Origin of the sequence: Kineococcus rugosus (genome assembly GCF_050871975.1) — a bacterium.
GTDB lineage: Bacteria > Actinomycetota > Actinomycetes > Actinomycetales > Kineococcaceae > Kineococcus.
This window is the reverse complement of the sequence record NZ_JBJLSJ010000005.1, coordinates 97,835-121,456: the sequence shown is the minus strand read 5'-3', so window position 1 is coordinate 121,456 and position 23,622 is coordinate 97,835. Positions and strand designations below refer to the sequence as shown.

At 74.3% G+C, this 23,622-nt stretch carries 18 protein-coding genes; 8 read left to right on the top strand and 10 right to left on the bottom strand.

Features of this window, described 5'->3' with window-relative positions; genetic code table 11:
* Positions 1-33: 33 nt before the first annotated feature.
* Entirely contained in the window at positions 34-885 is an 852-nt protein-coding gene (gene pdxY / locus ACRYM6_RS04190) for a pyridoxal kinase PdxY (protein WP_432541383.1), read from the top strand.
* Between the two features lie 20 nt (positions 886-905).
* Here pdxY and ACRYM6_RS04185 read toward each other — a convergent pair whose 3' ends face one another.
* Positions 906-2,075, bottom strand: coding sequence for a PQQ-dependent sugar dehydrogenase (locus ACRYM6_RS04185; RefSeq protein WP_432541382.1), 1,170 nt, complete (start codon positions 2,073-2,075; stop codon positions 906-908).
* Positions 2,076-2,171: 96 nt separating this feature from the next.
* Between ACRYM6_RS04185 and ACRYM6_RS04180 the strand changes: the two genes are divergently transcribed.
* Positions 2,172-3,092 carry a 2-hydroxyacid dehydrogenase gene (locus ACRYM6_RS04180; RefSeq protein WP_432541380.1) on the top strand — a complete coding sequence of 307 codons (921 nt, stop codon included), beginning with the start codon at positions 2,172-2,174 and terminating at the stop codon, positions 3,090-3,092.
* Here ACRYM6_RS04180 and ACRYM6_RS04175 read toward each other — a convergent pair.
* Genes ACRYM6_RS04175 through ACRYM6_RS04145 form a run of 7 tightly spaced genes read right to left on the bottom strand, consistent with a single transcriptional unit; the run spans position 3,056 to position 10,688 of the window.
* Positions 3,056-3,754, bottom strand: coding sequence for a sirohydrochlorin chelatase (locus ACRYM6_RS04175; protein ID WP_432541379.1), 699 nt, complete (start codon positions 3,752-3,754; stop codon positions 3,056-3,058). The genes ACRYM6_RS04180 and ACRYM6_RS04175 overlap by 37 nt on opposite strands.
* Positions 3,751-4,848, bottom strand: a complete 1,098-nt coding sequence (locus ACRYM6_RS04170; protein WP_432541377.1) for a uroporphyrinogen-III synthase — start codon at positions 4,846-4,848, stop codon at positions 3,751-3,753. The genes ACRYM6_RS04175 and ACRYM6_RS04170 overlap by 4 nt, the downstream gene beginning before the upstream one ends.
* Complete coding sequence (gene cobA / locus ACRYM6_RS04165) at positions 4,845-6,128, bottom strand: uroporphyrinogen-III C-methyltransferase (RefSeq protein ID WP_432541376.1); 1,284 nt, start codon at positions 6,126-6,128, stop codon at positions 4,845-4,847. Before cobA ends, ACRYM6_RS04170 begins: the two co-directional genes overlap by 4 nt.
* Positions 6,125-6,445: a Rieske (2Fe-2S) protein gene (locus ACRYM6_RS04160; RefSeq protein WP_432541374.1), complete on the bottom strand. Its 321-nt coding sequence runs from the start codon at positions 6,443-6,445 to the stop codon at positions 6,125-6,127. Before ACRYM6_RS04160 ends, cobA begins: the two co-directional genes overlap by 4 nt.
* Complete coding sequence (gene nirB, locus ACRYM6_RS04155) at positions 6,442-8,919, bottom strand: nitrite reductase large subunit NirB (protein WP_432541434.1); 2,478 nt, start codon at positions 8,917-8,919, stop codon at positions 6,442-6,444. Before nirB ends, ACRYM6_RS04160 begins: the two co-directional genes overlap by 4 nt.
* A 31-nt stretch (positions 8,920-8,950) precedes the next feature.
* Complete coding sequence (locus ACRYM6_RS04150) at positions 8,951-9,298, bottom strand: molybdopterin oxidoreductase (RefSeq protein WP_432541373.1); 348 nt, start codon at positions 9,296-9,298, stop codon at positions 8,951-8,953.
* A gap of 13 nt (positions 9,299-9,311) precedes the next feature.
* Positions 9,312-10,688 carry an MFS transporter gene (locus ACRYM6_RS04145; RefSeq protein WP_432541372.1) on the bottom strand — a complete coding sequence of 459 codons (1,377 nt, stop codon included), beginning with the start codon at positions 10,686-10,688 and terminating at the stop codon, positions 9,312-9,314.
* A 160-nt stretch (positions 10,689-10,848) separates the two neighbouring features.
* Here ACRYM6_RS04145 and ACRYM6_RS04140 point away from each other — a divergent pair, with 160 nt between their 5' ends.
* Both ACRYM6_RS04140 and ACRYM6_RS04135 read left to right on the top strand, forming a co-directional pair.
* Positions 10,849-14,775, top strand: a complete 3,927-nt coding sequence (locus ACRYM6_RS04140) for a molybdopterin-dependent oxidoreductase (protein ID WP_432541370.1) — start codon at positions 10,849-10,851, stop codon at positions 14,773-14,775.
* A 136-nt stretch (positions 14,776-14,911) separates the two neighbouring features.
* Positions 14,912-15,088, top strand: coding sequence for a hypothetical protein (locus tag ACRYM6_RS04135; protein WP_432541369.1), 177 nt, complete (start codon positions 14,912-14,914; stop codon positions 15,086-15,088).
* Positions 15,089-15,192: 104 nt separating this feature from the next.
* Here the strand turns inward: ACRYM6_RS04135 and ACRYM6_RS04130 are convergent, their stop codons facing one another.
* Both ACRYM6_RS04130 and ACRYM6_RS04125 read right to left on the bottom strand, forming a co-directional pair.
* Complete coding sequence (locus ACRYM6_RS04130; RefSeq protein ID WP_432541368.1) at positions 15,193-16,122, bottom strand: LacI family DNA-binding transcriptional regulator; 930 nt, start codon at positions 16,120-16,122, stop codon at positions 15,193-15,195.
* Positions 16,119-18,104, bottom strand: a complete 1,986-nt coding sequence (locus tag ACRYM6_RS04125; RefSeq protein WP_432541367.1) for an aldo/keto reductase — start codon at positions 18,102-18,104, stop codon at positions 16,119-16,121. Before ACRYM6_RS04125 ends, ACRYM6_RS04130 begins: the two co-directional genes overlap by 4 nt.
* Positions 18,105-18,211: 107 nt before the next feature.
* On the opposite strand from ACRYM6_RS04125, the gene ilvD reads away from it, so the two are divergent.
* The 4 genes from ilvD (at position 18,212) to ilvC (ending at position 23,606) form a co-directional block, all read left to right on the top strand.
* Positions 18,212-19,915: a dihydroxy-acid dehydratase gene (gene ilvD, locus ACRYM6_RS04120; RefSeq protein WP_432541365.1), complete on the top strand. Its 1,704-nt coding sequence runs from the start codon at positions 18,212-18,214 to the stop codon at positions 19,913-19,915.
* 263 nt (positions 19,916-20,178) lie between these two features.
* Positions 20,179-22,023 carry an acetolactate synthase large subunit gene (locus ACRYM6_RS04115; protein WP_432541364.1) on the top strand — a complete coding sequence of 615 codons (1,845 nt, stop codon included), beginning with the start codon at positions 20,179-20,181 and terminating at the stop codon, positions 22,021-22,023.
* The gene (ilvN, locus tag ACRYM6_RS04110; protein WP_432541362.1) at positions 22,023-22,535 is read left to right on the top strand and encodes an acetolactate synthase small subunit; all 513 of its coding nucleotides are present in this window, start codon (positions 22,023-22,025) and stop codon (positions 22,533-22,535) included. The genes ACRYM6_RS04115 and ilvN overlap by 1 nt, the downstream gene beginning before the upstream one ends.
* A 42-nt stretch (positions 22,536-22,577) precedes the next feature.
* Positions 22,578-23,606: a ketol-acid reductoisomerase gene (ilvC, locus tag ACRYM6_RS04105; RefSeq protein WP_432541360.1), complete on the top strand. Its 1,029-nt coding sequence runs from the start codon at positions 22,578-22,580 to the stop codon at positions 23,604-23,606.
* Positions 23,607-23,622 lie beyond the last annotated feature (16 nt).

Here is a 23,622-nt window from a genome sequence, read left to right as displayed (position 1 = left end):
CAGCGTGCCACGCCGCGGCGTACCCTGGGGCGGGTGAAGGTCCTCTCCGTCCAGTCCGCCGTCGCCTACGGCCACGTGGGCAACTCGGCCGCCGTCTTCCCCCTGCAGCGCATCGGGGTCGAGGTGATCCCCGTCTACACCGTGAACTTCTCCAACCACACGGGGTACGGCGCGTGGCGCGGGCCGCTCATCGCCCCCTCCGACGTCGCCGACGTCATCACCGGCGTCGAGGAGCGCGGCGCCTTCCCGGACGTCGACGTCGTCCTGTCGGGGTACCAGGGCGGGGCCGGCATCGCCGACGTGGTCGTCGACGCCGTCCGCCGGGTGAAGGCCGCGAACCCGTCGGCGATCTACGCGTGCGACCCCGTCATGGGCAACGCGAGGTCGGGGTGCTTCGTGGCGCCGGAGATCCCCGACCTGCTGCGCGACCGGGTCGTGCCCGTCGCCGACGTCATCACCCCCAACCAGTTCGAGCTCGGCTACCTGACCGGCACCGAGCCGTCCACGCTGGAGTCGACGCTCGCCTCGGTCGACGCGGCCCGCGCGATGGGACCGGCCACGGTCCTGGTCACCAGCGTCGAGCGCCCCGACCGCGAGGAGGGCACCATCGAGACCCTCGTGGCCGACGACGCCGGCGCCTGGCTGGTGCGGACGCCGCTGCTGCCGTTCAAGGCCAACGGTTCCGGTGACGTGACCGCGGCGCTGTTCACGGCGCACTACCGCTCGACGGGCGACGCGAGGGTCTCCCTGGAACGCACCGTCTCCAGCGTGTTCGACCTCATCGAGACGACGTTCCGCTCGGGGCAGCGGGAACTGCAGCTCGTCGAGGCGCAGGAGTTCTACGCCCACCCCCGGCTGCAGTTCACCGCCGAGCGCGTCCGCTGACGCGGGAACCCCGGGTCAGGTCAGGTCAGCGGGACCGACACCAGCCGGTCGTCGCCCGGCCGCGGTTCGCCGCGGAACGTGTTCGACGTCAGCACCCACAACGTCCCGTCCGGCCCCACCTCGACGGTCCGCAGCCTCCCGAGCGTCCCGTCGAGGTAGGCGTCCGGGGTCCCGGTCGGGCCGTCGGGGTTGAGGGGAACCCGCCACAGCTTCTGGCCCCGCAGCGCCGCGACGTACACCGCGTCGGGGGTGACGACCACCCCCGACGGGGACGCCTCGTCGGTCCTCCAGGTCTGCACCGGCGCGATGAACTCCCCGCCCCCGTCGCCGGGCCCCTCCACCTGCGGCCAGCCGTAGTTCCCGCCGGGGCGGATGACGTTCAGCTCGTCCCAGGTGTCCTGCCCGAACTCCGAGGCGATGAGCCGCCCCGCGGCGTCCCAGCCGAAACCCTGCGGGTTGCGGTGGCCGTAGGACCAGGTGCGCGACCCGGCGAACGGGTTGTCCGGCGGGATCGAGCCGTCGGCGTTGACGCGCAGCACCTTCCCGCCGAGGGAGTTCACGTCCTGCGCCGAGGGGCGGTCCTGGGCGTCGCCGGTGCCGACGTACAGCTTGCCGTCGGGGCCGAACGCGATCCGGCCGCCGTTGTGCGTGGAGTTGCGCGGGATGCCCGTGACGACCTCGGTCGCCCCGGTCAGCCGGTCCTGGGCCAGGGTGTACCGCACGACGCGGTTGTCGTCGCGGGTGGTCAGGTAGAGGAAGACGTGCCCGTCGGTCGCGAAGTCCGGCGACAGCGCGATCCCCAGCAGCCCGCCCTCGCCGCCGGGGGCGACGCCCGGCACCCGGCCCTGCTCGCCGTCGGCGCCCACGGCGGTCGAGACGCCCGGGCCGACGCGCACGACGCGGGCCTGGTCCCGCAGCGTCACCAGCGCGGTCCCGTCGGGCAGCACCGCCAGCCCCCACGGCACGTCCAGCCCGGTCGCGACGTCCACCGGGTCCCCGGGGAAGCCGACGGCGGCGGCCAGCGGGTCCGGCGGCGGGGGCGCCGCCGGGGCGGGGGCGGCCGGGGAGGAGGTGGAGGTGGCCGGGGGTGGGCCGTCGGCGTCCGGCGCGCCGGAGCAGCCGGCCAGCAGGGCCGCGGTCAGGACCGCGACGGCGCTGCGGGGGAGCGGGGCGGTGCGTCCACGGGGCACCGCCCCATCCTCACCCGGCCGTCCCCGCCCGGCCACCGCCCGGCCACCGGCCCGACCACCGCCGGTGAGCGGCGGCGGCTCGGTAGCGTGCGGCCGGTGAGCACCGGCCCCCTCGTCGTGAGCGTCCCGTCCGCCTCCTGGGCCCGCGCCCTCGGGCCCCTCGACGGCGCCGAGGTCGTCGTGTGGGACGGCCGCGGCGACGCGCCGGACCCCGGCCCCGTCCTCGTGGTGCCCGAGTACGTCGCGACCCCGGACCTGTCGCGGCTGCCGGCGGCGACCCGCTGGGTGCAGCTGCTGACCATCGGCTTCGACGGGGTCCGCGAGCAGCTGCCCGCGGGCGTCGCGCTCTGCAACGCCGCCGGGGTGCACGAGACCTCCACCGCGGAACTGGCCGTGGGCTTGACCGTCGCGGCGCTGCGCGGGCTCGACGACGACGCGCGCCGCATGGCCACCGGGACGTGGGGTCCCTCGCGGCGCACCTCGCTGGCCGACCGCTGCGTCCTCGTCGTCGGCTGGGGCGGGGTGGGGCGGGCCACCGCCGCGCGCCTGGCCCCCTTCGAGTGCTCCGTGACGGCGGTCGGGACGCGCGCGCGGGTGCAGGACGGGGTGCCGGTCCACGCCGTGGAGGAACTGCCCGAGCTGCTGCCGCGGCACGACGTGGTCGTGCTGGCCTGCCCGCTGACCGACCGGACCCGCGGCCTGGCCGGCCGGGAGTTCCTGGCGGCGCTGCCCGACGGCGCGCTCGTGGTGAACGTCGCGCGCGGACCCGTCGTGGACACCGCCGCGCTCGTCGCGGAGCTGCGCACCGGGCGGCTGCGCGCCGCCCTCGACGTCACCGACCCCGAGCCGCTCCCGGCCGGCCACGAGCTGTGGACGCTGCCGGGGGTCCTCGTCACCCCGCACGTCGGCGGGAACTCCACGGCGTTCCGGCCGCGCATGGTCGCGCTGCTGCGCGAGCAGGTGGCCCGGCTCGTCGCCGGTCAGGAACCGCGCAACGTCGTCAGCGCCGCGTCGTAGCGCTCCAGCACCAGGTCGACGAGCGCGGGGTGCACGCCCAGGGGCTCGGTGACGACGGTGGCGCCCGCGCGGGCCAGGCGCTCGGAGAACACCCCCGGCGCCAGCAGGTAGCTGACGACCGCGACCGGTCCCGGGCCCGCCGCGGCGACCGCGTCGGCGACCGACGGCTCCTGCGCGGACAGGAACCCCGAGGTGACCGGGGCGCCGAGCCGCTCGGCGAGCAGCCGCGCCGCCTCGGCCACGTCGGCCTGCGCGCGCGCGTCGGAGGACCCCGCGGCGGCCAGCACGACGCGGCCCTCGAAGCGGCCCAGCCGCTCGAGCAGGACGTCGGTGACGACCTCGCCGGGGCCCAGCGCGGGCGCGGCCACGGCCCGGCCGCCGCCGCGGGCGACGGCCTCGGCGATGTCGACGTGCACGTGGTACCCGCTGGACAGCAGCAGCGGCACCACGACCGCGTCCCGGTCGGCGCAGACGCGGTCCACGACGTCGGCCAGGAACGGGCCGTGGACGTCGACCTGCGCGGCCTCCACCTCCAGCCCCGGCCGCGCCGCCCGCACCGCCGCGCGCAGCCCGTCCACGACCGAACGCCCCGTGGCCGACCGGGTCCCGTGCGAGCAGGCGACGAGCACGGGAGGTTCCGCCGCGCTCACTGCGGGGCTCACGCGGTCACGTCCAGCCGGTAGCCGCGCTTGACCACGGTCCGCACCAGGGTCGGGTCGGGCAGCGCCGAGCGCAGCCGGCCGATGGTCACCTCGACGGCGTGCGCGTCGGCGGCCCCGGGCAGCTCGGCGAGCAGCTCCTCGCGGGTGCAGACCGCGCCCGCGGCCTGGGCCAGCCGGCGCAGCAGCGCCTGCGGGCCCGGGGCGAGGTCCAGCACGGCGTCGGCCAGGACGACGGCCCCGGCCCGCACGGTCAGCGTCCCGTGCGGGGTCTCCACCTGCGCCTGCGGGTGCTGGGCGAGGTGGGCGGTGAGGGTGCGCAGCAGCGCTCCGAGCCGCCAGCGGTCCGGGACGAGCGGCTCGACCCCCACGGCCCGCAGCGGCTCGGCGGTGACGTCGCCGACCGCGCAGGCCACGACGCCCGAGCGCATCCCGGCCACGAGGTCGTCGTGCCGCCCCCGGGCCCGGGCCGCGGCCAGCAGCGCCACCGCACCGGGGGCGCTGGTGAAGGTGACGGCGTCCAGCGCGCGGTCGGCGACGCGGTCGACGAGGCGGTCGACGGCGGCCGGGTCGTCCGGCGGCAGCCAGCGGTACACGGAGATGCCGCGCACCCGGGCCCCGGCCGCGACGAGCGGCGCGAGCTGGTCCTGGTCGGCGGCCCCGTGCAGCTGCACGACGACCGACAGGCCCGCGACGCCCTCGGCGAGCAGCCGCTCGACGGCCTCGGCGGTCTGCTCCGAGGCCGCCGACCACGCCTCCCGCAGGCCGTTGGCGCGGATCACGCCGGTCGCCTTCGGCCCGCGGGCCACCACCCGGGCCCGGGCGAAGGTCTCCAGCAGCGGGGCGGCCAGCCCGGCGGCGTCGGCGGCCTCCACCCAGCCCCGCAGCCCGATGCCGGTGGTGACCAGGACGACGTCGGGCGGGTCGGCGATGACGTCGCGGGTCCCGGCGAGCAGCTCGTCGTCCTCGGTGAGCGGGACGATGCGCATCGTGGGGGCGTGCACGACCCGGGCGCCCTTGCGCTCGAACGTGGCGATCATGTCGTCGGACCGGCGGTCGCTGGTGATCCCGATCGTCACGCCGAGGAGTTCGCTCACGTGAGCGGACGGTAGGGGACCCCGTCGGCGAAAGCCATCTCCGACGTGCTCCCCACCTCCGTGTCGGACGCCGTGTCGGACGCCGCGTCGGAGGCCGTGTCGGACCCCAGGTCCGCCACCGCCCCCACGACGACGACCGCCGGGTTGCGCACCCCCCGGCGCGCGGCGACCCCGGCGATCGCCGCCAGCGGGGCGCGGGTCGTGCGCTGCCCCGCGCGCCAGCCGTTCTCGACGATCGCGACGGGCGTGGCGGGGTCCTTGCCCGCGGCCAGCAGCCCCTCGGCGATGCGCGGCAGCATCGTGACGCCCATGAGGAACACCAGCGTGCCCCCGACGCGCGCGAGCGCCGCGCCGTCGACCTCCTCGTGGCCGCTGACCACCGTCACCGAGCGGGCCAGGCCGCGGTGGGTCACGGGGATGCCGGCGGCGGCGGGGACGGCGAAGGCGCTCGTGACGCCGGGCACCACGTCGACGTCGACCCCGGCCGCGCGGCAGGCGACGACCTCCTCCCCGCCGCGGCCCAGGACGTACGGGTCGCCGCCCTTGAGCCGCACGACGCGGCGGCCGGCGAGGGCGTGCCCGACGATGATCCGGTTGATCTCGTCCTGGGGGACGGGGTGGTGGTCGGGCGTCTTGCCCACGTCGACGACCTCGACCCCGGGGTCGAGCTCGGCCAGGACGTCGGTGGGCGCCAGCCGGTCGACGACGACGACGTCGGCCTCGGCCAGCCGGCGCCGCCCGCGCAGCGTCAGCAGGTCGACCTCGCCGGGGCCGCCGCCCACGAGCGTGACCCGCCCGCGCCCGGGGCGGTGGCGGCGCAGCGGGGCCGCGCCGGAGTCCAGCCAGCGCGACAGCGCCTCGCGCAGCCCGGCGGCCCGGCGGGGGTCGCCGCCGGCGGTGGCGGACACGGTGACCTCGCCGTCGCCCACGTCGCGGCGGACGACGACGGGCGTCCACGCCGCCGACGCCGCGGCGTCGTCGGCGCGCACGCACCAGACCCGCAGGGCGTCCGCGGCCGCCGCGACCGCGGAGTCGGCCGCCGGGTCGCCCGTGGCGGTGTGCACGAGCCACACGTCGGCGACGTCGGCGGGCTCGACCTCGCGGGCCTCCCAGCGCAGCTGCGGCAGCAGGTCGCGCAGGTCCTCGCACAGGGCCGGGGCGACGACCAGGACGTCCGCGCCGGCGGCCACGAGGTCGCCGGCCCGGCGCGCCGCGACGGGCCCGCCGCCGGCCACCAGCACCCGGCGGCCGGTCACGTCGAGGTGCAGCGGGTACCTCACAGCGACACCTCCACGCGCCCACCGGCCGTGACCCGGCACGGGTGCACGGCGATCGACCCCTCCCCGCCCGCGGACTCACCGGTGGTGAGGTCGAACGCGGTCAGGTGCAGGGGGCAGACGACGACTGTCTCATCGATCTGCCCGTCCGCCAACGGCCCACCGGCGTGCGGGCAGGCGGCCTGCACGGCGCTGACCCGGCCGCTGCGGTGCCGGAAGAGGGCGACCTGCTCACCGTCCACGACGTAGGTGCGGCCCTCGCCGACGGGCAGGTCCTCCACGTCGCACACCGGCACGGCCCGGACCGCGGGGCGGTTCACGAGCGCACCGCCGGCATGCCCAGGGGGAGCGCGGGGCGGAACTGCCCGGTCGTCACGGGTTCGGCGCCTTCCTGCCAGGGATCGCGGTAGTTGTCGACGGTGGCCTGCACGCGCTCGTCCAGGCCCGCCGCCAGCCCGTCGGAGTCGTCCACGAGGACGTTGCGGACCCGGTCGATCCCGAGCCGGGGGACGAACTCGTAGGTCCGTTCCAGCCAGTTGCCCCACTCCCGGTAGAACTGGATGAAGCGCCCGACCAGGGTCAGCACCTCGGCGGCGGAGCCGACCGTGGTGAGCAGGTCGGCCTTGCGGACGGTGGCCCCGGCGGCCCCGCCCACGTAGACCTCCCACTTCCCGGCGCCGACGGCGACGACGCCGATGTCCTTGACGTAGGCCTCAGCGCAGTTGCGGGGGCAGCCCACGACGCCCAGCTTGAGCTTGGCGGGGGTCTCGATGCCCTGGTACCGGGTCTCCAGGTCGATGCCCAGCTGCGTGGAGTCGTCCAGGCCGAACCGGCAGAAGTCGGAGCCGACGCACGTCTTCACGGTGCGGAAGCTCTTGCCGTAGGCGTACCCGGACGGCATCCCGAGGTCCGCCCACACCTTCGGCAGGTCCTCCTTGGCCACCCCCAGCAGGTCGATGCGCTGCCCGCCGGTGACCTTCACCATGCCGACGTCGTACTTGTCGGCGACGTCGGCGATCTTGCGCAGCTGGTCGGGGGTCGTCACCCCGCCCTTCATCTGCGGGACGATGGAGAACGTCCCGTCGCGCTGGATGTTCGCGTGGACGCGGTCGTTGATGTACCGGCCGTCGCGCTCCTCCTCGATCCCCTCGGGCCACATCATCCGCAGCAGCGACGTCAGGCCCATCTTCGACTTGGCGTCCTCGACCCCGCCGGGGGCCAGTTCGCGGAACACCGCCGAGACGGACTTCAGCCCGCGCTCGCGGATCGCGGCCATCAGCTCGGGCTTGGCCAGCGGGACCCCGGGCACGTACCAGTTCACGCTCTCGTCGACCGTGAGGGAACCACCGGCGGCCCACTCGGTGATCTGCTCCACGAGGGTCTTGCAGGAGCCGCAGCCCTTGGCGGCCTTGGTCTTGCCCATGACCGAGGTGAGGGACGTGCAGCCGCCGGCGACCGCGTCGACGATCTTCCCCTTGGTGACGCCGTTGCAGTTGCAGACCTGGACGTCGTCGGACAGCTCGGCCACCGAGGTCGCCTCGTCGGGGGACCCGAGGTCGAACAGCAGGCTCATGCGTTCCTCGGGCAGCGGCAGGGCCTGGTCGAACGCCTGGGTGAGGAACGCCGTCTTGCGGACGTCGCCCAGCAGGGTCGCCCCGACCAGGCGCCCGTCGCGGATCACCACGTTGAGGTACACGCCGCGGTGGGGTTCGGAGAACACGACGAACTCGTCGTCGTCGCGCTCGGGGCCGGGCAGGCCCATGGCGACGACGTCGACCCCGGCGACCTTCAACTTCGTGGAGGTGCGGGTGCCGTGGTACTCCGCGTCGGGCCGCGCGCCGGTGAGGTGGTCGGCCAGGACGCCGGCCTGGTCCCACAGCGGGGCGACGAGGCCGTAGGTCTGGCCGCGGTGCTGCACGCACTCGCCGACGGCGTACACGTCGGGGTGGCTGGTGCGCATGCGGTCGTCGACGACGACACCGCGCTCGACCTCCAGGCCGGAGCGGACGGCGACGTCGACGTTGGGACGGATGCCCGCGGCGATGACGACGAAGTCGGCCTCCAGCACCGAGCCGTCGGGCAGTTCGACCCCGGTGACCCGGTCGGTGCCGAGCAGCCCCCTGGTGCGGACCCCGGTGTGGACGCGGATGCCGAGGTCCTCGATCGTGCGGCGCAGCACCCGGCCGGCCTCGGGGCCGAGCTGCTGGTTCATGAGGTGCTGCGGGGAGTGGACGAGGTCGACCTGCAGGCCGTGGGTGGCCAGGCCGTGCGCGGCCTCCAGGCCCAGCAGGCCGCCGCCGATGACGACGGCGCGGCGGTGGGTCTTCGCCGAGGCCAGCAGGGAGCGGGCGTCGTCGAGGGTGCGGAACGTGAACACGCCGTCGAGGTGCAGCCCGTCCATCGTCGGGAAGAACGGGGTGGAGCCGGTGGCCAGCAGCAGCGTGTCGTAGGGGGTCTGACCCCCGTCGGCGTCGTGGACGACCTTGGCGAACCGGTCGATCCGGTCGACCCGGACCCCGGCGCGCAGGTCGATGGAGTTCTCCGCGTACCAGGGCAGCGCGTTGAGGAAGATGCCCTCCTCGGTCTCCTCCCCGGACAGGACGTGCGACAGCATGATCCGGTTGTAGTTGCCGTAGGGCTCGTCCCCGAAGACGGTGATGTCGAACTGCTCGGCCCCGCCGCGCTCGAGGAGCTCCTCGACGGCGCGGATGCCGGCCATGCCGTTGCCGACGACCACGAGGCGGCGGCGGTGGGCGCGCTGCGCGGGGACCGCAGCGCGTCCCCGGGTCTCCAGGGTCTCCAGGGGTTCCAGGATCTCGGTCACCTCAGACCTCCACGATGCCGAGGTCGACGACGACGGAACCGGTCAGGCCCTCGGGGGCCATGACCTGCAGCTCGAGCGTCGAGGGCGCCTCGACGTCCTCGACGATGCTCAGCGGGACGTGCACGGCGTCCTTCGCGCCCACCGGGAACAGCCGCGTCACCACCCCGTCGCGCAGCAGCGCCACGACCAGCAGCTCCTCGGTGGGGTTGCCGCCCCGGAAGTAGACCGGCTGCGCGCGGTGGCCGTCCGGGACCCGGAAACCGCTCAGGCCCTCGAGGGGGACGGGCTTCTCCAGGCCGGCGCCGGTGAAGGTGCAGGTGCCCTGCAGGAAACGGGGGGTCGAGCTCACGGTGGGGTTCCTCTCAGATCTCGGCGCCGGCGAAGCGCTGGGCGCGACCGACCTTGTAGACGGCGAAGGTCACGACGGCGCACACCGCGTAGAAGGCGATGAACCCGACGAGGGCGGGCTGCAGCGAGCCGGTGTCCTTGATCGAGGCGGCGAACACGCGGGGGATGATGAACCCGCCGTACGCCCCGATCCCCGAGGCGATCCCGATGCAGGCCGCGGCCTTGCGCTTGGCCAGGACGAGGTCCTGCGGAGCCGTGGCCGGGTCGATGCCGGCGCGGAAGATGGCCGGGATCATCCGGTACACCGCCCCGTTGCCGACCCCGCTGGCGACGAACAGGACGAGGAAGCTCACGAAGAACCCCGCGAAGCTGCCCGTGCCCAGGCTCGCGATGGCGCCCAGCGCGCCCAGGGCCATGACGCCGTAGGCGGCCATGCTCATGTTCGCCCCGGAGAACCGGTCGGCCAGCTTCCCGCCGGTGGGGCGGGCCATCGACCCGACGAGCGCGCCGAGGAAGGCCAGGGTGAGCGGGACCTGCGGCAGGCCGAGGAACCCCCAGTCGAAGGTGACCTGCGGGAACTCCTGCTTGATGAGCGTGGGGAAGACACCCGCGTACCCGATGAACGACCCGAACGTCCCGATGTACAGGAACGAGATGATCCAGGTGTGCTTGTTCCGCACCGCGGCCGCGTACCCGGCGAAGTCGGCCTTGGCCGTCGACAGGTTGTCCATGTAGCGCCAGGCCAGCACCGCCGCGAGCACCGCCAGCGGGATGACGACCAGCCCGGCGCGCTCCAGGGCGAGCCCCCCGCCGATGACGACGACGATCGGGACGACGAGCTGCACGACGGCGACCCCGAGGTTCCCGCCGGCGGCGTTCAGCCCCAGCGCCGCCCCCTTCTCCCGCTCGGGGTAGAAGAACGAGATGTTCGCCATGCTGGAGGCGAAGTTCCCGCCCCCGACCCCGGCCGTCGCGGCCACCAGGACCATGACCCAGAACGGGGTGTCCGGGTTCTGCACCACGACCGCGAGCCCGACGCAGGGGACGACCAGCAGCAGCGCCGAGACGATCGTCCAGTTGCGGCCGCCGAACCGCGGCACCGCGAACGTGTACGGGAAGCGCAGCGTGGCCCCGACGAGGTTCGGCACCGCGATGAGCCAGAACATCTGGTCCGCGGTCAGCGAGAAGCCCGCACCGTTCAGGGACGGGGTGACGATCGTCCACAGCTGCCAGACCGAGAAGCCGAGGAACTCGGCGAAGATGGACAGCCAGAGGTTGCGCTGCGCGACCCGGCGGCCGGTGGCCTGCCACTGGGTGACGTCCTCGGGGTCGTGGTCGTCGACCCAGCGGCCGGACCGGGGGGCCGGGATGGTGCGGGTGTCGAGGGTCATGCCCCGACCGTAGGGACGGCGCGTTACGGCTGGTCACCCTCGCCGTTGCGGCGGCGTCACGTTGTCCTCACGGCCGTGGCGGGGGCCTGTGAGGAGAGCGCACCACGGGCGCAACACGAGGGAAACGGGGCGGCAACGGCGCCGGGGTTGACTGCGGCGCGTGCCGCCGCCCCAGACCACCTCCGTCCGCAGCGCCTGCTCCTACTGCGGGGTGGGGTGCGGCGTGGTCCTGGACGTGGCGACGGACCCGCTGACGGGCCGGCGGACCGTCGCGAAGGTCTCCGGCGACAAGGAGCACCCCACCAACCGGGGCCGGCTGTGCACCAAGGGTGCCACCAGCGCGGCCTTCATGACCGCACCCGGACGGCTGGAGACGGCGCAGGTGCGCGACGAGCGCGGCGGGCCGGTGCGGGCGGTGCCCCTCGACGACGCGGTCCGCCGGGTGGCCGACCGGTTCGCGGCGACCATCGCCGAGCACGGGCCGGACTCGGTGGCGGTCTACGTGTCCGGGCAGATGTCCATCGAGGCGCAGTACCTGTCCAACAAGCTCGCCAAGGGCTTCTGGCGCACCAGCCGGATCGAGTCCAACTCCCGGCTGTGCATGGCCAGCGCCGGGACCGGCTACAAGCAGTCCCTGGGGGCCGACGGCCCTCCCGGGTCCTACGACGACTTCGACCACGCCGACGCGTTCCTGGTCGTCGGCTCCAACACGGCCGACTGCCACCCCATCCTGTTCCTGCGGATGATGGACCGGGTCCGCGCGGCCGGGGCGAAGCTGATCGTCGTGGACCCCCGGCGCACCGCGACGGCCGAGGCCGCCGACCTCCACCTGCCCGTGCGGCCCGGGACGGACCTGGCGCTGCTCAACGGCCTGCTGCACCTGCTCGTGGAGGCCGGCGCGGTGGACGAGGCGTTCGTCGCCGCGAACACCGTGGGCTGGGAGGGCATGGCCGGAGTCGTCGCCGACCACCCGCCCGCCCGGGTCGCCGAGATCACCGGGGTGCCCGAGGCCGACCTGCGCCGGGCCGCGGAGATCCTCGCCGGGACCCGGGACTGGATGAGCTGCTGGACGATGGGCCTGAACCAGAGCGTCCACGGCACCTGGAACACCAACGCCCTGGTGAACCTGCACCTGGCCACGGGCGCCATCGGCCGCCCGGGCAGCGGGCCCTTCTCCCTCACGGGGCAGCCGAACGCGATGGGCGGCCGGGAGATGGGCTACATGGGGCCGGGGCTGCCGGGGCAGCGCTCGGTGCTCGTCGAGGCCGACCGCGCCTTCACCGAGGACGTGTGGGGCCTGGCACCGGGGACGCTGCGCGCCGAGGCCGGGACCGGGACGATCGACCTGTTCCAGCGCATGGCCGCCGGCGAGGTCAAGGCCTGCTGGATCATCTGCACCAACCCGGTCGCCTCGGTCGCCAACCGCGCGACCGTCGTGGAGGCGTTGCGGCGCTGCGACTTCGTCGTCGTCCAGGACGCGTTCGCCCTCAACGAGACGACCCCGTACGCCGACGTGCTGCTGCCGGCGACGCTGTGGGCGGAGTCCGACCAGGTCGCGGTGAACTCCGAGCGCACGATGACGCTGCTGCCGCAGGCGGCCGACCCCGTCGGCGACGCCACCCCGGACTGGGAGCTCATCGCCCGCGTCGCCCGGGCCGCGGGGTTCACCGAGCAGTTCGCCCACCGCAGCGCCGCCGAGGTCTTCGAGGAGATCCGCCGGTTCTCCAACCCGCACACCGGGTACGACCTGCGCGGGGTGGACCACGAGCGGCTGCGGGAGGGGCCCGTGCAGTGGCCCGCGGCGCCCGGCGGGCCCGCCCGCAACCCCCAGCGGTACGTCACCGGCGAGGGGACCATGACGTTCCCCACCCCGAGCGGGAAGGCCGTGTTCTGGCCGCGGCCCTTCGTCCCGGCCGCCGAGCTGCCCGACGACGAGCACCCCTTCGTGCTGAACACCGGCCGCGTGCAGCACCAGTGGCACACCCTCACCAAGACGGGGAAGGTCGACAAGCTCAACCGGCTGGACCCGGGCCCGTTCGTGGAGGTGAACCCGCAGGACGCGGCCCGCCTGGGCATCGCCGAGGGCGACCGGGTGGAGGTCGCGTCCCGGCGCGGGCGCGCGGTGCTGCCCGCCGTCGTCACCGACCGGGTGCTGCCCGGGTGCTGCTTCGCCCCCTTCCACTGGAACGACACCGTCGGGGAGGACCTCGCCGTGAACGCCGTGACGAACGACGCCGTCGACCCCGACAGCTTCCAGCCGGAGTTCAAGGTGTGCGCGGTGTCGCTGACCCGGGTGGCCGCCGCCGTCCCCGACGCACCGGCCGCCCCGGCCGTCCCGGGGGAGCGCGCGGCCCCGCCGGAGCTCGACGACCGGCAGCGGCGCTACCTCGACGGGTTCCTGCACGCCCTGGGCCCCGCCCCGGGGTTCACCCCGGTGCTGCCGCCGTCGGCGCCGTTCCCCGCGCCCGAGCGCGCCTGGGTCGACGGCTTCCTCGCCGGCACCTTCGCCGGGGCCACCGCCGACACCGCCGCCGCCGAGCCCGCCGGCGCGCAGGAGCCCGAGGTGCTCGTGCTGTACGCCTCCCAGACCGGGTCGGCGCAGGAGCACGCCCGCGGTGCCGCTCAGGTCCTGGAGTCGGCCGGGGTCCGCGTCGCGCTGCGCGGGATGGACGAGGCGGACCCGGCCCGGCTGGCCCCGACGACGCTGCTGGTCTCCAGCACCTTCGGCGACGGCGGCCCCCCGGACAACGGGGAGGCGTTCTGGGAACGGCTGGCCGCCCCCGACGCGCCGCGGCTGGAGGGGCGGTTCGCCGTCCTGGCCCTGGGCGACTCCAGCTACAGCGACTTCTGCGGCCACGGCCGCCGCCTCGACGAGCGGTTCGCCGAGCTCGGCGCGACCCGCCTGCTGGAGCGGGTGGACTGCGAGCCCGGCGAGGACGAGCTCGCCGCGCGGTGGAGCGAGCGCGTCGCGTCGCTGCTGGGGGACCGGCCCGCGCCCCCCGCCCCGTCCCTCTCCCCGTCCCTCGCCCCGGCCGCGATCCCCGCACAGCGCACGGCCCGCCCGACCCGCAAGGACCCGTGCACCTCCCGGCTGGTCCGCAACGTCCGGCTCACCGGCGACGGGTCGTCCAAGGAGGTGCGGCTGGTCGGCCTGTCCCGCGACGAGCGCCTGGACTACCAGGCCGGGGACTCCCTGGGCGTGTGGCCCGTGCACGACCCGCGCCTGGTGCAGGAGGTCGCGTCCCTGACCGGTCTGGAACCGGAGGAGCTCGCCGGGCTCGACCTGACCCGGCCCACCGCGGACCTGCTGGGCTTCGTCGGCCGGCACTCCCGCGCCGGGGCCCCGACCCCGCAGTGGTGCCGGGGGCGGCAGACCGTCGACGTCCTGCGGCACTTCCCGGTCGCCGCCGGGCCCGCGGAGTGGCGGAACCTGCTCAAACCGCTGCAGCCGCGGCAGTACTCGATCTCCTCGGCCCCGCAGGCCCACCCCGACGAGGTGCAGCTGACGGTCTCCGCCGTCCGGTTCGGCGACCCCGTGCGGCACGGGGTCTGCTCCACGTTCCTCGCCGACCGGGCCGAGGGCGTCGACCTGCGCGTCTTCGTGCAGCCCTCGCCCGCGTTCCGGCCCCCGGCCGACCCCGACGCGCCGATGGTGATGATCGGGCCCGGCACCGGGGTCGCCCCGTTCCGCGGGTTCCTCCAGCACCGCCGCGCCACCGGCGCCGCCGGCCGGAACTGGCTGTTCTTCGGCGAGCGCAGCTCGCGCACCGACTGGTACTACCGCGAGGAGTTCGAGGCCTGGCGCGAGGACGGCCTGCTCACCCGCCTCAGCCTGGCGTTCTCCCGCGACCAGCCGGAGAAGGTGTACGTCCAGGACCGGGTGCGCCGCCACGGCGAGGAGCTGTGGCGCTGGATCGAGGACGGCGCCCACGTGTACGTCTGCGGGGACGCCGCCCGGATGGCCAAGGACGTCGACGCGGCCCTGCGCGACGTCGTGGCCGAGCACGGCGGGATGGACCCCGACGCCGCGGCCGCGTACGTGCGGGAGCTGGCGGCGGGCAAGCGGTACGTGCGCGACGTCTACTGACCGGCGGTCCCCCGGCGCGGGGCGGACGGGGACGGCCCTTCCCAGGGCGCGGCGGCAGCGGGTATCATCGGGTCGTTTGGCCTGATCGCCCCGGCCCACCTCGTCGCCCTCGCGTCGCCCTCGAGAATCGGATCCGATGGACAAGCTCACCCTGCTCCAGGTCAGCCACCGCTACGACGTCGACGTCGCGACGCTGCACTCCCTCGTCGGCCGCGGGGCGCTGCCGGCGCCGACCTGGTCCGAGGGCCGGCTGGGCTGGGAGGCCGCCGACGTCCGGGCCTCGCTGCGGAAGCTGGGTCTGCCGCGGTCCTGACCCCGGCCGGGCCGACCGGCCCGTGACCGGCCCCTCCGGCTCGCGCCCACCGCGACCACGTCCGGGGGGCCGCGCCCGTCGGCGCCGTCCGCGCCGTCAGCGTCTCAGGTGGACTCCCGGGCCAGGAAGCGGTGGGCCACCACCCGCACCGGGTCCTCCACCCGCCGCTCGCTGAGCTCGGCGACGAGGTCGAGCGCGCTGCGGGCGACCTCGGCCAGGTCGATCGCGAGCGTCGACAGCCGCGGGGTGACGTACTCCCCGACGCCGAGGCCGTCGACGCCGACGACCCTGACCTCGCCGGGCACCGCGACCCCCGCCCGGGCGAGGTCGCGCAGCAACCGGAACCCGTCGAGGTCGTTGAAGGCCACGACGGCGTCCGGGGCGTGCCGCCGCAGGTCCTCCCAGCCGGACTCGCGGCCGGCGACGACGGGTTCGACGCCCTGCGCGCGGAACGCGGCGACGAACGCCCGCCCCCGCGAGGTCGAACCCTCCCGGTCCAGCACGACGGGCCGGCGCGCGCCCCGCTCCAGCAGGTGCCGCACGGCCTCGCCCGTGGCGCGGTCGCGCTCGAACTCCACGCGCCCGTGCCCGGGCCGGGTGCGGGGCGGGTCGATCTCGACCACCGGCAGGTTGGGGGCCGCCGGGCTGGGCGGGTCGAGCGGGAGGCCGGTGAAGGCGACGACCGCGTCCGCCCCGCCGGCCAGGCCGTCCGCGGAGCCGGGTTCGGCCATGACGACGTTCCAGCCGCGGTCGGCGGCCAGCCGCAGGACCGTCGAGGCGAGCTCGGCGTAGTAGGGGTTCGTGAGGTCGCCCACCAGCAGGCCCAGGGTGCGGGCCGCGGGTTTGACCAGCCCGCGCCCGAAGCGCGACGGGTGGTAGTTCAGGTCCCGCGCCGCGGCCAGGACGCGGGCGCGGGTCGCGGGGCTGATCCCGGCCATGTCGTGCACGGCGCGCGTCACGGTCTGCCGCGAGACCCCCGCGGCCCGGGCGACGTCGACGATCGTCGCCGCCCGGGCCGGAGTCGTCCCGCTCACCCCTCGCGCAGGTCCAGCCAGGCGACCTGCTCGGGGGTGAGTTCCACGCCCAGGCCCGTCATCGACGAGCGCGCCTCGGCGATCGTGCGGGGGCCGAACAGCGCGAACACCTGGAACGGCTGGGCGAGCACGAACGCCAGCGCGATCGCCGTGGCCGGGACCCCGAGCTCGCGGCCGAGCTTCTCGGCGCGCGCCTTGCGCTCGAAGTTGGCGTCGGAGTAGTAGCAGCGCACCAGTTCGGCGTCGCTGGTGTCGTCCGGGTTCGCGCGGGCGAAGAACCCGCGGGCCTGCGAGCTCCACGGCAGCAGGGCGATGTCCCGCTCGCTCAGCCACCGCTTCGACTCGGGATCGGTGACGTGGCGGCACCCGGCCCACGGCACGTCGTAGGCCTCGGCGAGACCGAAGTGGTTGGACAGCACCGTGAACGGGCGCTTGCCGTTCTTCGCCGCGTACTCGTTGGCCTCGTCGACGCGGGCGGTGGACCAGTTCGAGCCGCCGTAGACGGTGATGCGCCCGGCCGAGGCGTGCTCGTCGAGGACGTCGACGAACTCCCCGACGGGGATCTCCTCGTTGTCGCGGTGCATCATGTAGATGTCGGCGTGGTCGTGGCCCTGCCGCTCGAAGGACTCGAACAGCTGCCGGGTCAGCGACTCGGGGTCGTTGTGCGGCGTGTGGCAGCCCTTGACGATGACGTTGAGGTCCGCGCGGTTCCCGCGGTTGGCCATCCAGCGGCCGAGCAGTTCCTCGTACTTGCCCATGCCGTACAGCCACGCGGTGTCGAACGTGTTCCCGCCGGCCTCGACGAACGCGTCGAAGATCGCCGAGGCGTGCGCGAGGTCGGGCTGGTTGTCGCAGCCCATGACCAGGCGGGAGACCTCGCGGTCCAGGCCGGGGATGCGGCCGTACTTCATGGCCGTGGGTTCGGCGCGCCGCAGCGGCAGCCCCGAGACGGTGGGGATGTCGGCGGTGTCGGTCTCGAACGGGTAGCGCAGCCCGATCGCGTCGCGCCAGCGGTTCAGCAGGGCGTTGACGGCCAGGGTGTCGTCGAGGCCGAACGCGGGCTCGGCGTCCGACACCAGGGCCCGGGCCTCCAGGGCGTACGCCTTGTTCTCCGGCAGTTCCGGGTCGAAGGCGAACGTCTCGGGGTCGGCGCCGGGCCGGGTGAGCACGACGCGGGTGTCGCCGAGGATCGTCCACGGGTCGGGCAGGTGGATCGTCCCGGCGGAGCCGTACACCGTCACGGACTGCGGTTCGGACAGCGCGACCCCGGTGCGGGCCGAGGCCGTGACCCCGCCGGCGAAGGTGATCGAGGCGACGGCCCACTCGTCGACGCCGGTCTCGCCGACGGTGCCCCGCGCGGAGAAGGACTCGACCGCGGCCGGGTGGCCGAGGGCGGCGCCGGCGACGAGGTGCGCGGCCGAGACGGGGTAGCCGCCGACGTCGAGGATGCCGCCGCCGGCGAGGGCGGCGTCGTAGAGCCGTCCCTCCTTCTTCCCGGTGGCGAAGGAGAAGCTCGCGTCGACGTGCTGGACGGTGCCGACCGCGCCCTCGCGCACGAGCTGCAGGACCTTCTGGAACTGCGGGTGGTGGGCGTACATGTACGCCTCGAGGACGTGGACGCCGGAGCGGCGGGCCGCGTCCACCATCGCCATGACGGTGCCGTGGTTGGGGGCGAAGGGCTTCTCGACGAGCACGTGCTTGCCGGCGCGGACCGCGGCGAGGGCGAGCCGGGCGTGGGTGACGTGGACGGTGCTGACGTAGACCGCCTCGACGTCCTCGCGGGCCAGGACCGCGTCGTAGTCGCCGACGAAGGCGTCGGGGGCGAACTCGGCCGCGAAGGCCCGGGCGCGCTCGGCCCCCGCGGGGGTGGGGGAGGAGCCGACGGCGACGAGCTCGGCGTCGGCGAAGGGCAGCTGGGAGGCGAACCGGTGGGCGATGCCACCGGGGCCGAGCACGGCCCAGCGGGTGGGGGAGGTGGGCACGGGGGGCGCTCCTTCGGGCCGGGGTGGGGCCGTGAACGTTCACGGCGAGCGTCACGCTAGCCCGCGCGCCCCCGGCGGTCAACGGAGGGGGGACCTAGACTCCGGGTGTGAGCCCTGCTGATGGAATCGACGTCAAACCGCGCAGCCGCCAGGTCACCGACGGTCTGGAGGCCACCGCGTCGCGCGGGATGCTGCGGGCGGTCGGCATGGGCGACGACGACTGGGAGAAGCCCCAGATCGGCGTCGCGTCGAGCTGGAACGAGATCACCCCGTGCAACCTGTCCCTGGACCGCCTCGCCAAGGCCGTCAAGGACGGCGTGCACGCCGCCCGCGGGTACCCGCTGGAGTTCGGCACCATCTCGGTCTCGGACGGCATCTCCATGGGGCACCAGGGGATGCACTTCTCGCTGGTCTCCCGCGAGGTCATCGCCGACTCCGTCGAGACCGTCATGAGCGCCGAGCGCCTCGACGGCTCGGTGCTGCTCGCCGGCTGCGACAAGTCCCTGCCGGGCATGCTGATGGCCGCCGCGCGCCTGGACCTGGCCAGCGTGTTCCTGTACGCCGGCACGATCCTGCCCGGCCGGGCCAAGCTGTCCGACGGCAGCGAGCACGAGGTGACGCTCATCGACGCCTTCGAGGCCGTCGGGGCGTGCGCGCGCGGGCTGATGTCGCGCGAGGACGTCGACGTCATCGAGCGCGCCATCTGCCCCGGCGAGGGGGCCTGCGGCGGCATGTACACCGCGAACACCATGGCCGCCGCCGCCGAGGCGCTGGGGATGTCGCTGCCCGGCAGCGCCGCCCCGCCGGCCACCGACCGCCGCCGCGACGGGTTCGCCCGCAAGTCCGGCGAGGCCGTCGTGGGGCTGCTGCGGCGCGGGATCACCGCCCGGCAGATCCTCACCAAGGAGGCGTTCGAGAACGCCATCGCCGTCGTCATGGCCCTGGGCGGGTCCACCAACGCCGTCCTGCACCTGCTCGCGATCGCCTACGAGGCCGAGGTCGACCTGACGCTGGCCGACTTCGACCGCATCGCCGGGAAGGTGCCGCACCTGGGCGACCTCAAGCCGTTCGGCAAGCACGTCATGGTCGACGTCGACCGCATCGGCGGCATCCCCGTCGTGATGCGCGCCCTGCTCGACGCCGGGCTGCTGCACGGCGACGCGCTGACCGTCACCGGGAAGACGATGGCCGAGAACCTCGCCGACATCGCCCCGCCGGACGTCGACGGCGTCGTGCTGCGCGCGCTGGACAACCCGATCCACAAGACCGGCGGCATCACGGTCCTCACCGGCAACCTCGCCCCGGGCGGGGCCGTCGTGAAGAGCGCCGGCTTCGACTCCGAGGTCTTCGAGGGCACCGCGCGCGTCTTCGAGCGCGAGCGCGCCGCGCTCGACGCGCTGGAGGACGGCACCATCTCGGCCGGCGACGTCGTCGTCATCCGCTACGAGGGTCCCAAGGGCGGTCCGGGGATGCGCGAGATGCTCGCGATCACCGGGGCGATCAAGGGCGCCGGGCTGGGCAAGGACGTGCTCCTGCTGACCGACGGCCGCTTCTCCGGCGGGACGACGGGGCTGTGCGTGGGCCACATCGCCCCCGAGGCCGTCGACGGCGGCCCCGTCGCGTTCGTGCGCGACGGCGACCGGATCCGCCTCGACGTCGCCGGCAAGACGCTGGAGGTCCTCGTCGACGACGAGGAGCTGGCGGCGCGCCGCGAGGGCTGGGAGCCGCTGCCGCCGGTGTTCACGCGCGGGGTGCTGGCCAAGTACGCCAAGCAGGTGCAGTCCGCCTCCACCGGCGCCGTCTGCCGCTGAGCCGTCCAGGGGTTGGACCCCGCGTCTCACATGGTGAGACGCGGGGGTCCGCCGGCTGACACGGGGCCGAGAGGGGACTACCGTTCCCCCCATGCGGTTCCTCGTAGCCATCGGACAGCGCGCCGGCTGAGTCAGTTCGGCCGAGCGCGCGACCCCTCACACGCCTTCCCTGGCTGAGGGGTCTTTTTGCGTCCGGCGGACCGAACACGCCGGGCGTCCGGAGCACGACACCGTGGACGGCACCGCCCGAGGAGGACACCCAGATGCCAGAGCAACTGCCCCTGGACCCCAAGCTCCCCGTCGCCGAGCTCACCGGCGCCCAGAGCCTCGTCCGCTCCCTCGAGGCGGTAGGGGTCGAGGTCGTCTTCGGCATCCCGGGCGGCGCGATCCTGCCGGCCTACGACCCCCTCATGGACTCCCCGCACATCCGGCACATCCTCGTCCGGCACGAGCAGGGCGCCGGCCACGCGGCCGAGGGGTACGCCGTGGCCACCGGCAAGGTCGGGGTCTGCATGGCCACCTCCGGCCCCGGGGCGACGAACCTCGTCACCCCCATCGCCGACGCCAACATGGACTCGGTCCCGATGGTCGCCATCACCGGTCAGGTGGGCGCCAAGGCCATCGGCACCGACGCCTTCCAGGAAGCCGACATCGCGGGCATCACCACGCCGATCACCAAGCACAACTACCTGGTGACCGACCCGGCCGACATCCCGCGCACCGTCGCCGAGGCCTTCCACCTCGCCGCCACCGGCCGGCCCGGCCCCGTCCTGGTCGACGTCGCGAAGTCCGCGCTGCAGGCCACGACGTCCTTCACCTGGCCCGAGACCGTCGACCTGCCCGGCTACCGCCCCGTCGTGCGCCCGCACGGCAAGCAGATCCGCGAGGCGGCCCGGCTCATCGCCGCGGCCGAGCGCCCCGTGCTGTACGTCGGCGGCGGCGTCATCAAGGCCGACGCCTCGGCCGAGCTGCGCGCCCTGGCCGACCTCACCGGCATCCCCGCCGTCACCACGCTCATGGCCCGCGGCGCGCTGCCCGACTCGCACCCGCAGAACCTGGGCATGCCCGGCATGCACGGCACCGTCGCGGCCGTCACGGCCCTGCAGAAGTCCGACCTGCTCATCACCCTCGGGGCCCGGTTCGACGACCGCGTCACCGGCGAGCTGTCCAGCTTCGCCCCCGAGGCCAAGGTCATCCACGCCGACATCGACCCGGCCGAGATCGGCAAGAACCGCGAGGTCGACGTCCCGATCGTCGGCGACGCCAAGCTCGTCATCGCCGAGCTCACGGCCGCCGTCGCGGCCGAGTTCGAGGCCGGCCGCGCCGACCTCACGGCGTGGACGGAGCAGACCCGGTCCTGGAAGGAGACGTACCCGCTGGGGTACGCCGACTCCGCCGACGGCACCCTGGCCCCCCAGTTCGTCCTGGAGCGCATCAGCGCCCTCACCGGCCCCGAGGCCGTGTACGTCGCCGGCGTCGGCCAGCACCAGATGTGGTCCGCGCAGTTCATCCGGTACGAGAACCCGCGCACCTGGATCAACTCCGGCGGCCTGGGCACCATGGGCTTCTCCGTGCCGGCCGCGATGGGCGCCAAGGTCGGGCGGCCGGACACCGTCGTGTGGGCCATCGACGGCGACGGCTGCTTCCAGATGACCAACCAGGAGCTGGCGACCTGCACCCTCAACGGCATCCCGCTGAAGGTCGCCATCATCAACAACTCCTCCCTGGGCATGGTCCGGCAGTGGCAGACGCTCTTCTACTCCGAGCGGTACTCCAACACCGACCTGCACTCCGGTGACCACCACGGCGAGCACGCCGCGCCCATCCCCGACTTCGTCAAGCTCGCCGACGCCTACGGCTGCGTCGGGCTGCGCTGCGACCGGCCCGAGGACGTCGACGCCACGATCGAGAAGGCCCTGGCGATCAACGACGTTCCCGTCGTCATCGACTTCCGCGTCCACCGCGACGCCATGGTCTGGCCGATGGTCGAGGCCGGCGTGAGCAACGACGCCATCCAGTACGCCCGCGGCCTGTCGCCGAAGTGGGACCGCGAGGTCGACTCCGACATCGTGTCCTCCGAGGACGGCGAAGAGATGGTGATCTCCTGATGTCCCGCCACACCCTGTCCGTCCTGGTCGAGAACCGACCCGGTGTCCTGATGCGCGTCACCTCGCTGTTCGCGCGCAGGAACTTCAACATCCACTCCCTCACGGTCGGACCGACCGAGCGCGCCGAGATCTCCCGGATGACCATCGTCGTCGACGTGGAGCGGCAGCCGTTGGAGCAGGTGACGAAGCAGCTCAACAAGCTGGTCAACGTCTTGAAGATCGTCGAGCTGGAGGACGGCGCCTCGGTCCAGCGCGAGCTGCTGCTCGTGAAGGTCCGGGCCGACGCCTCGGCGCGCGGGGAGGTGCTCGACACCGTGCAGCTGTTCCGCGCGCACGTCGTCGACGTGTCTCCCGACGCGGTGACGGTGGAGGCGACCGGCAGCCCGGACAAGCTGGCCGCGCTGCTGCGCGTGCTGGAGCCGTTCGGCATCCGCGAACTGGTGCAGTCCGGTTCGGTGGCGCTCGCCCGCGGTGGGCGCGCGATCTCCGACCGCGCGCTGCGTTCCGCCTGACCCGCACGACCCCCGAGAAGAAACCCGAGGAGAGAACCCCACGTGGCCGAGATGTTCTACGACGACGACGCCGACCTGTCCAAGATCACCGGTAAGAAGGTGGCCGTCATCGGCTTCGGCAGCCAGGGCCACGCCCACGCGCTGTCGCTGCGCGACTCCGGCGTCGACGTGGTCGTCGGCCTCAAGGAGGGCTCGAAGTCCACGGCCAAGGCGACCGAGCAGGGCCTGACCGTCCTCACCCCGTTCGAGGCCGCCAAGGCCGCCGACGTGATCATGGTCCTGGTGCCGGACCACCTGCAGCGCGGTCTGTACGCCGAGGCCATCGAGCCGAACCTGACCGCCGGCAAGGCGCTGTTCTTCAGCCACGGCTTCAACATCCGCTTCGGCTACATCAAGCCCCCGGTCGACGTCGACGTCGTCATGGTCGCCCCCAAGGGCCCGGGTCACCTGGTGCGCCGCGAGTACGTCGACGGCCGCGGCGTCCCGGTGATCGTCGCCGTCGAGCAGGACGCGACCGGTCACGCCTGGGAGCTGGCCCTGGCCTACGCCAAGGCCATCGGCGGCCTGCGCGCCGGCGGCATCAAGACCACCTTCACCGAAGAGACCGAGACCGACCTGTTCGGTGAGCAGGCCGTCCTGTGCGGTGGCGCCTCCGCCCTCGTGCAGACCGGTTTCGAGGTCCTCATCGAGGCCGGCTACCAGCCGGAGGTCGCCTACTTCGAGTGCCTGCACGAGCTGAAGCTGATCGTCGACCTCATGTACGAGGGTGGCATCGCCAAGCAGCGCTGGAGCGTCTCGGACACCGCCGAGTGGGGCGACTACATCTCCGGCCCGCGCGTCATCGACGCCTCGGTCAAGGAGCGCATGAAGGACGTCCTCAAGGACATCCAGGACGGCACCTTCGCCCGCAACTTCATCGAGGACCAGGACGCCGGGGCCCCGAAGTTCAAGGAGCTGCGCGCCAAGGGTGAGCAGCACCCGATCGAGGCCACCGGCCGCGAGCTGCGCAAGCTCATGGCGTGGGTGAAGTCGGACAACTCCGACTACGTCGAGGGCTCCGCCGCCCGCTGACCCGCGAGCACCGGGA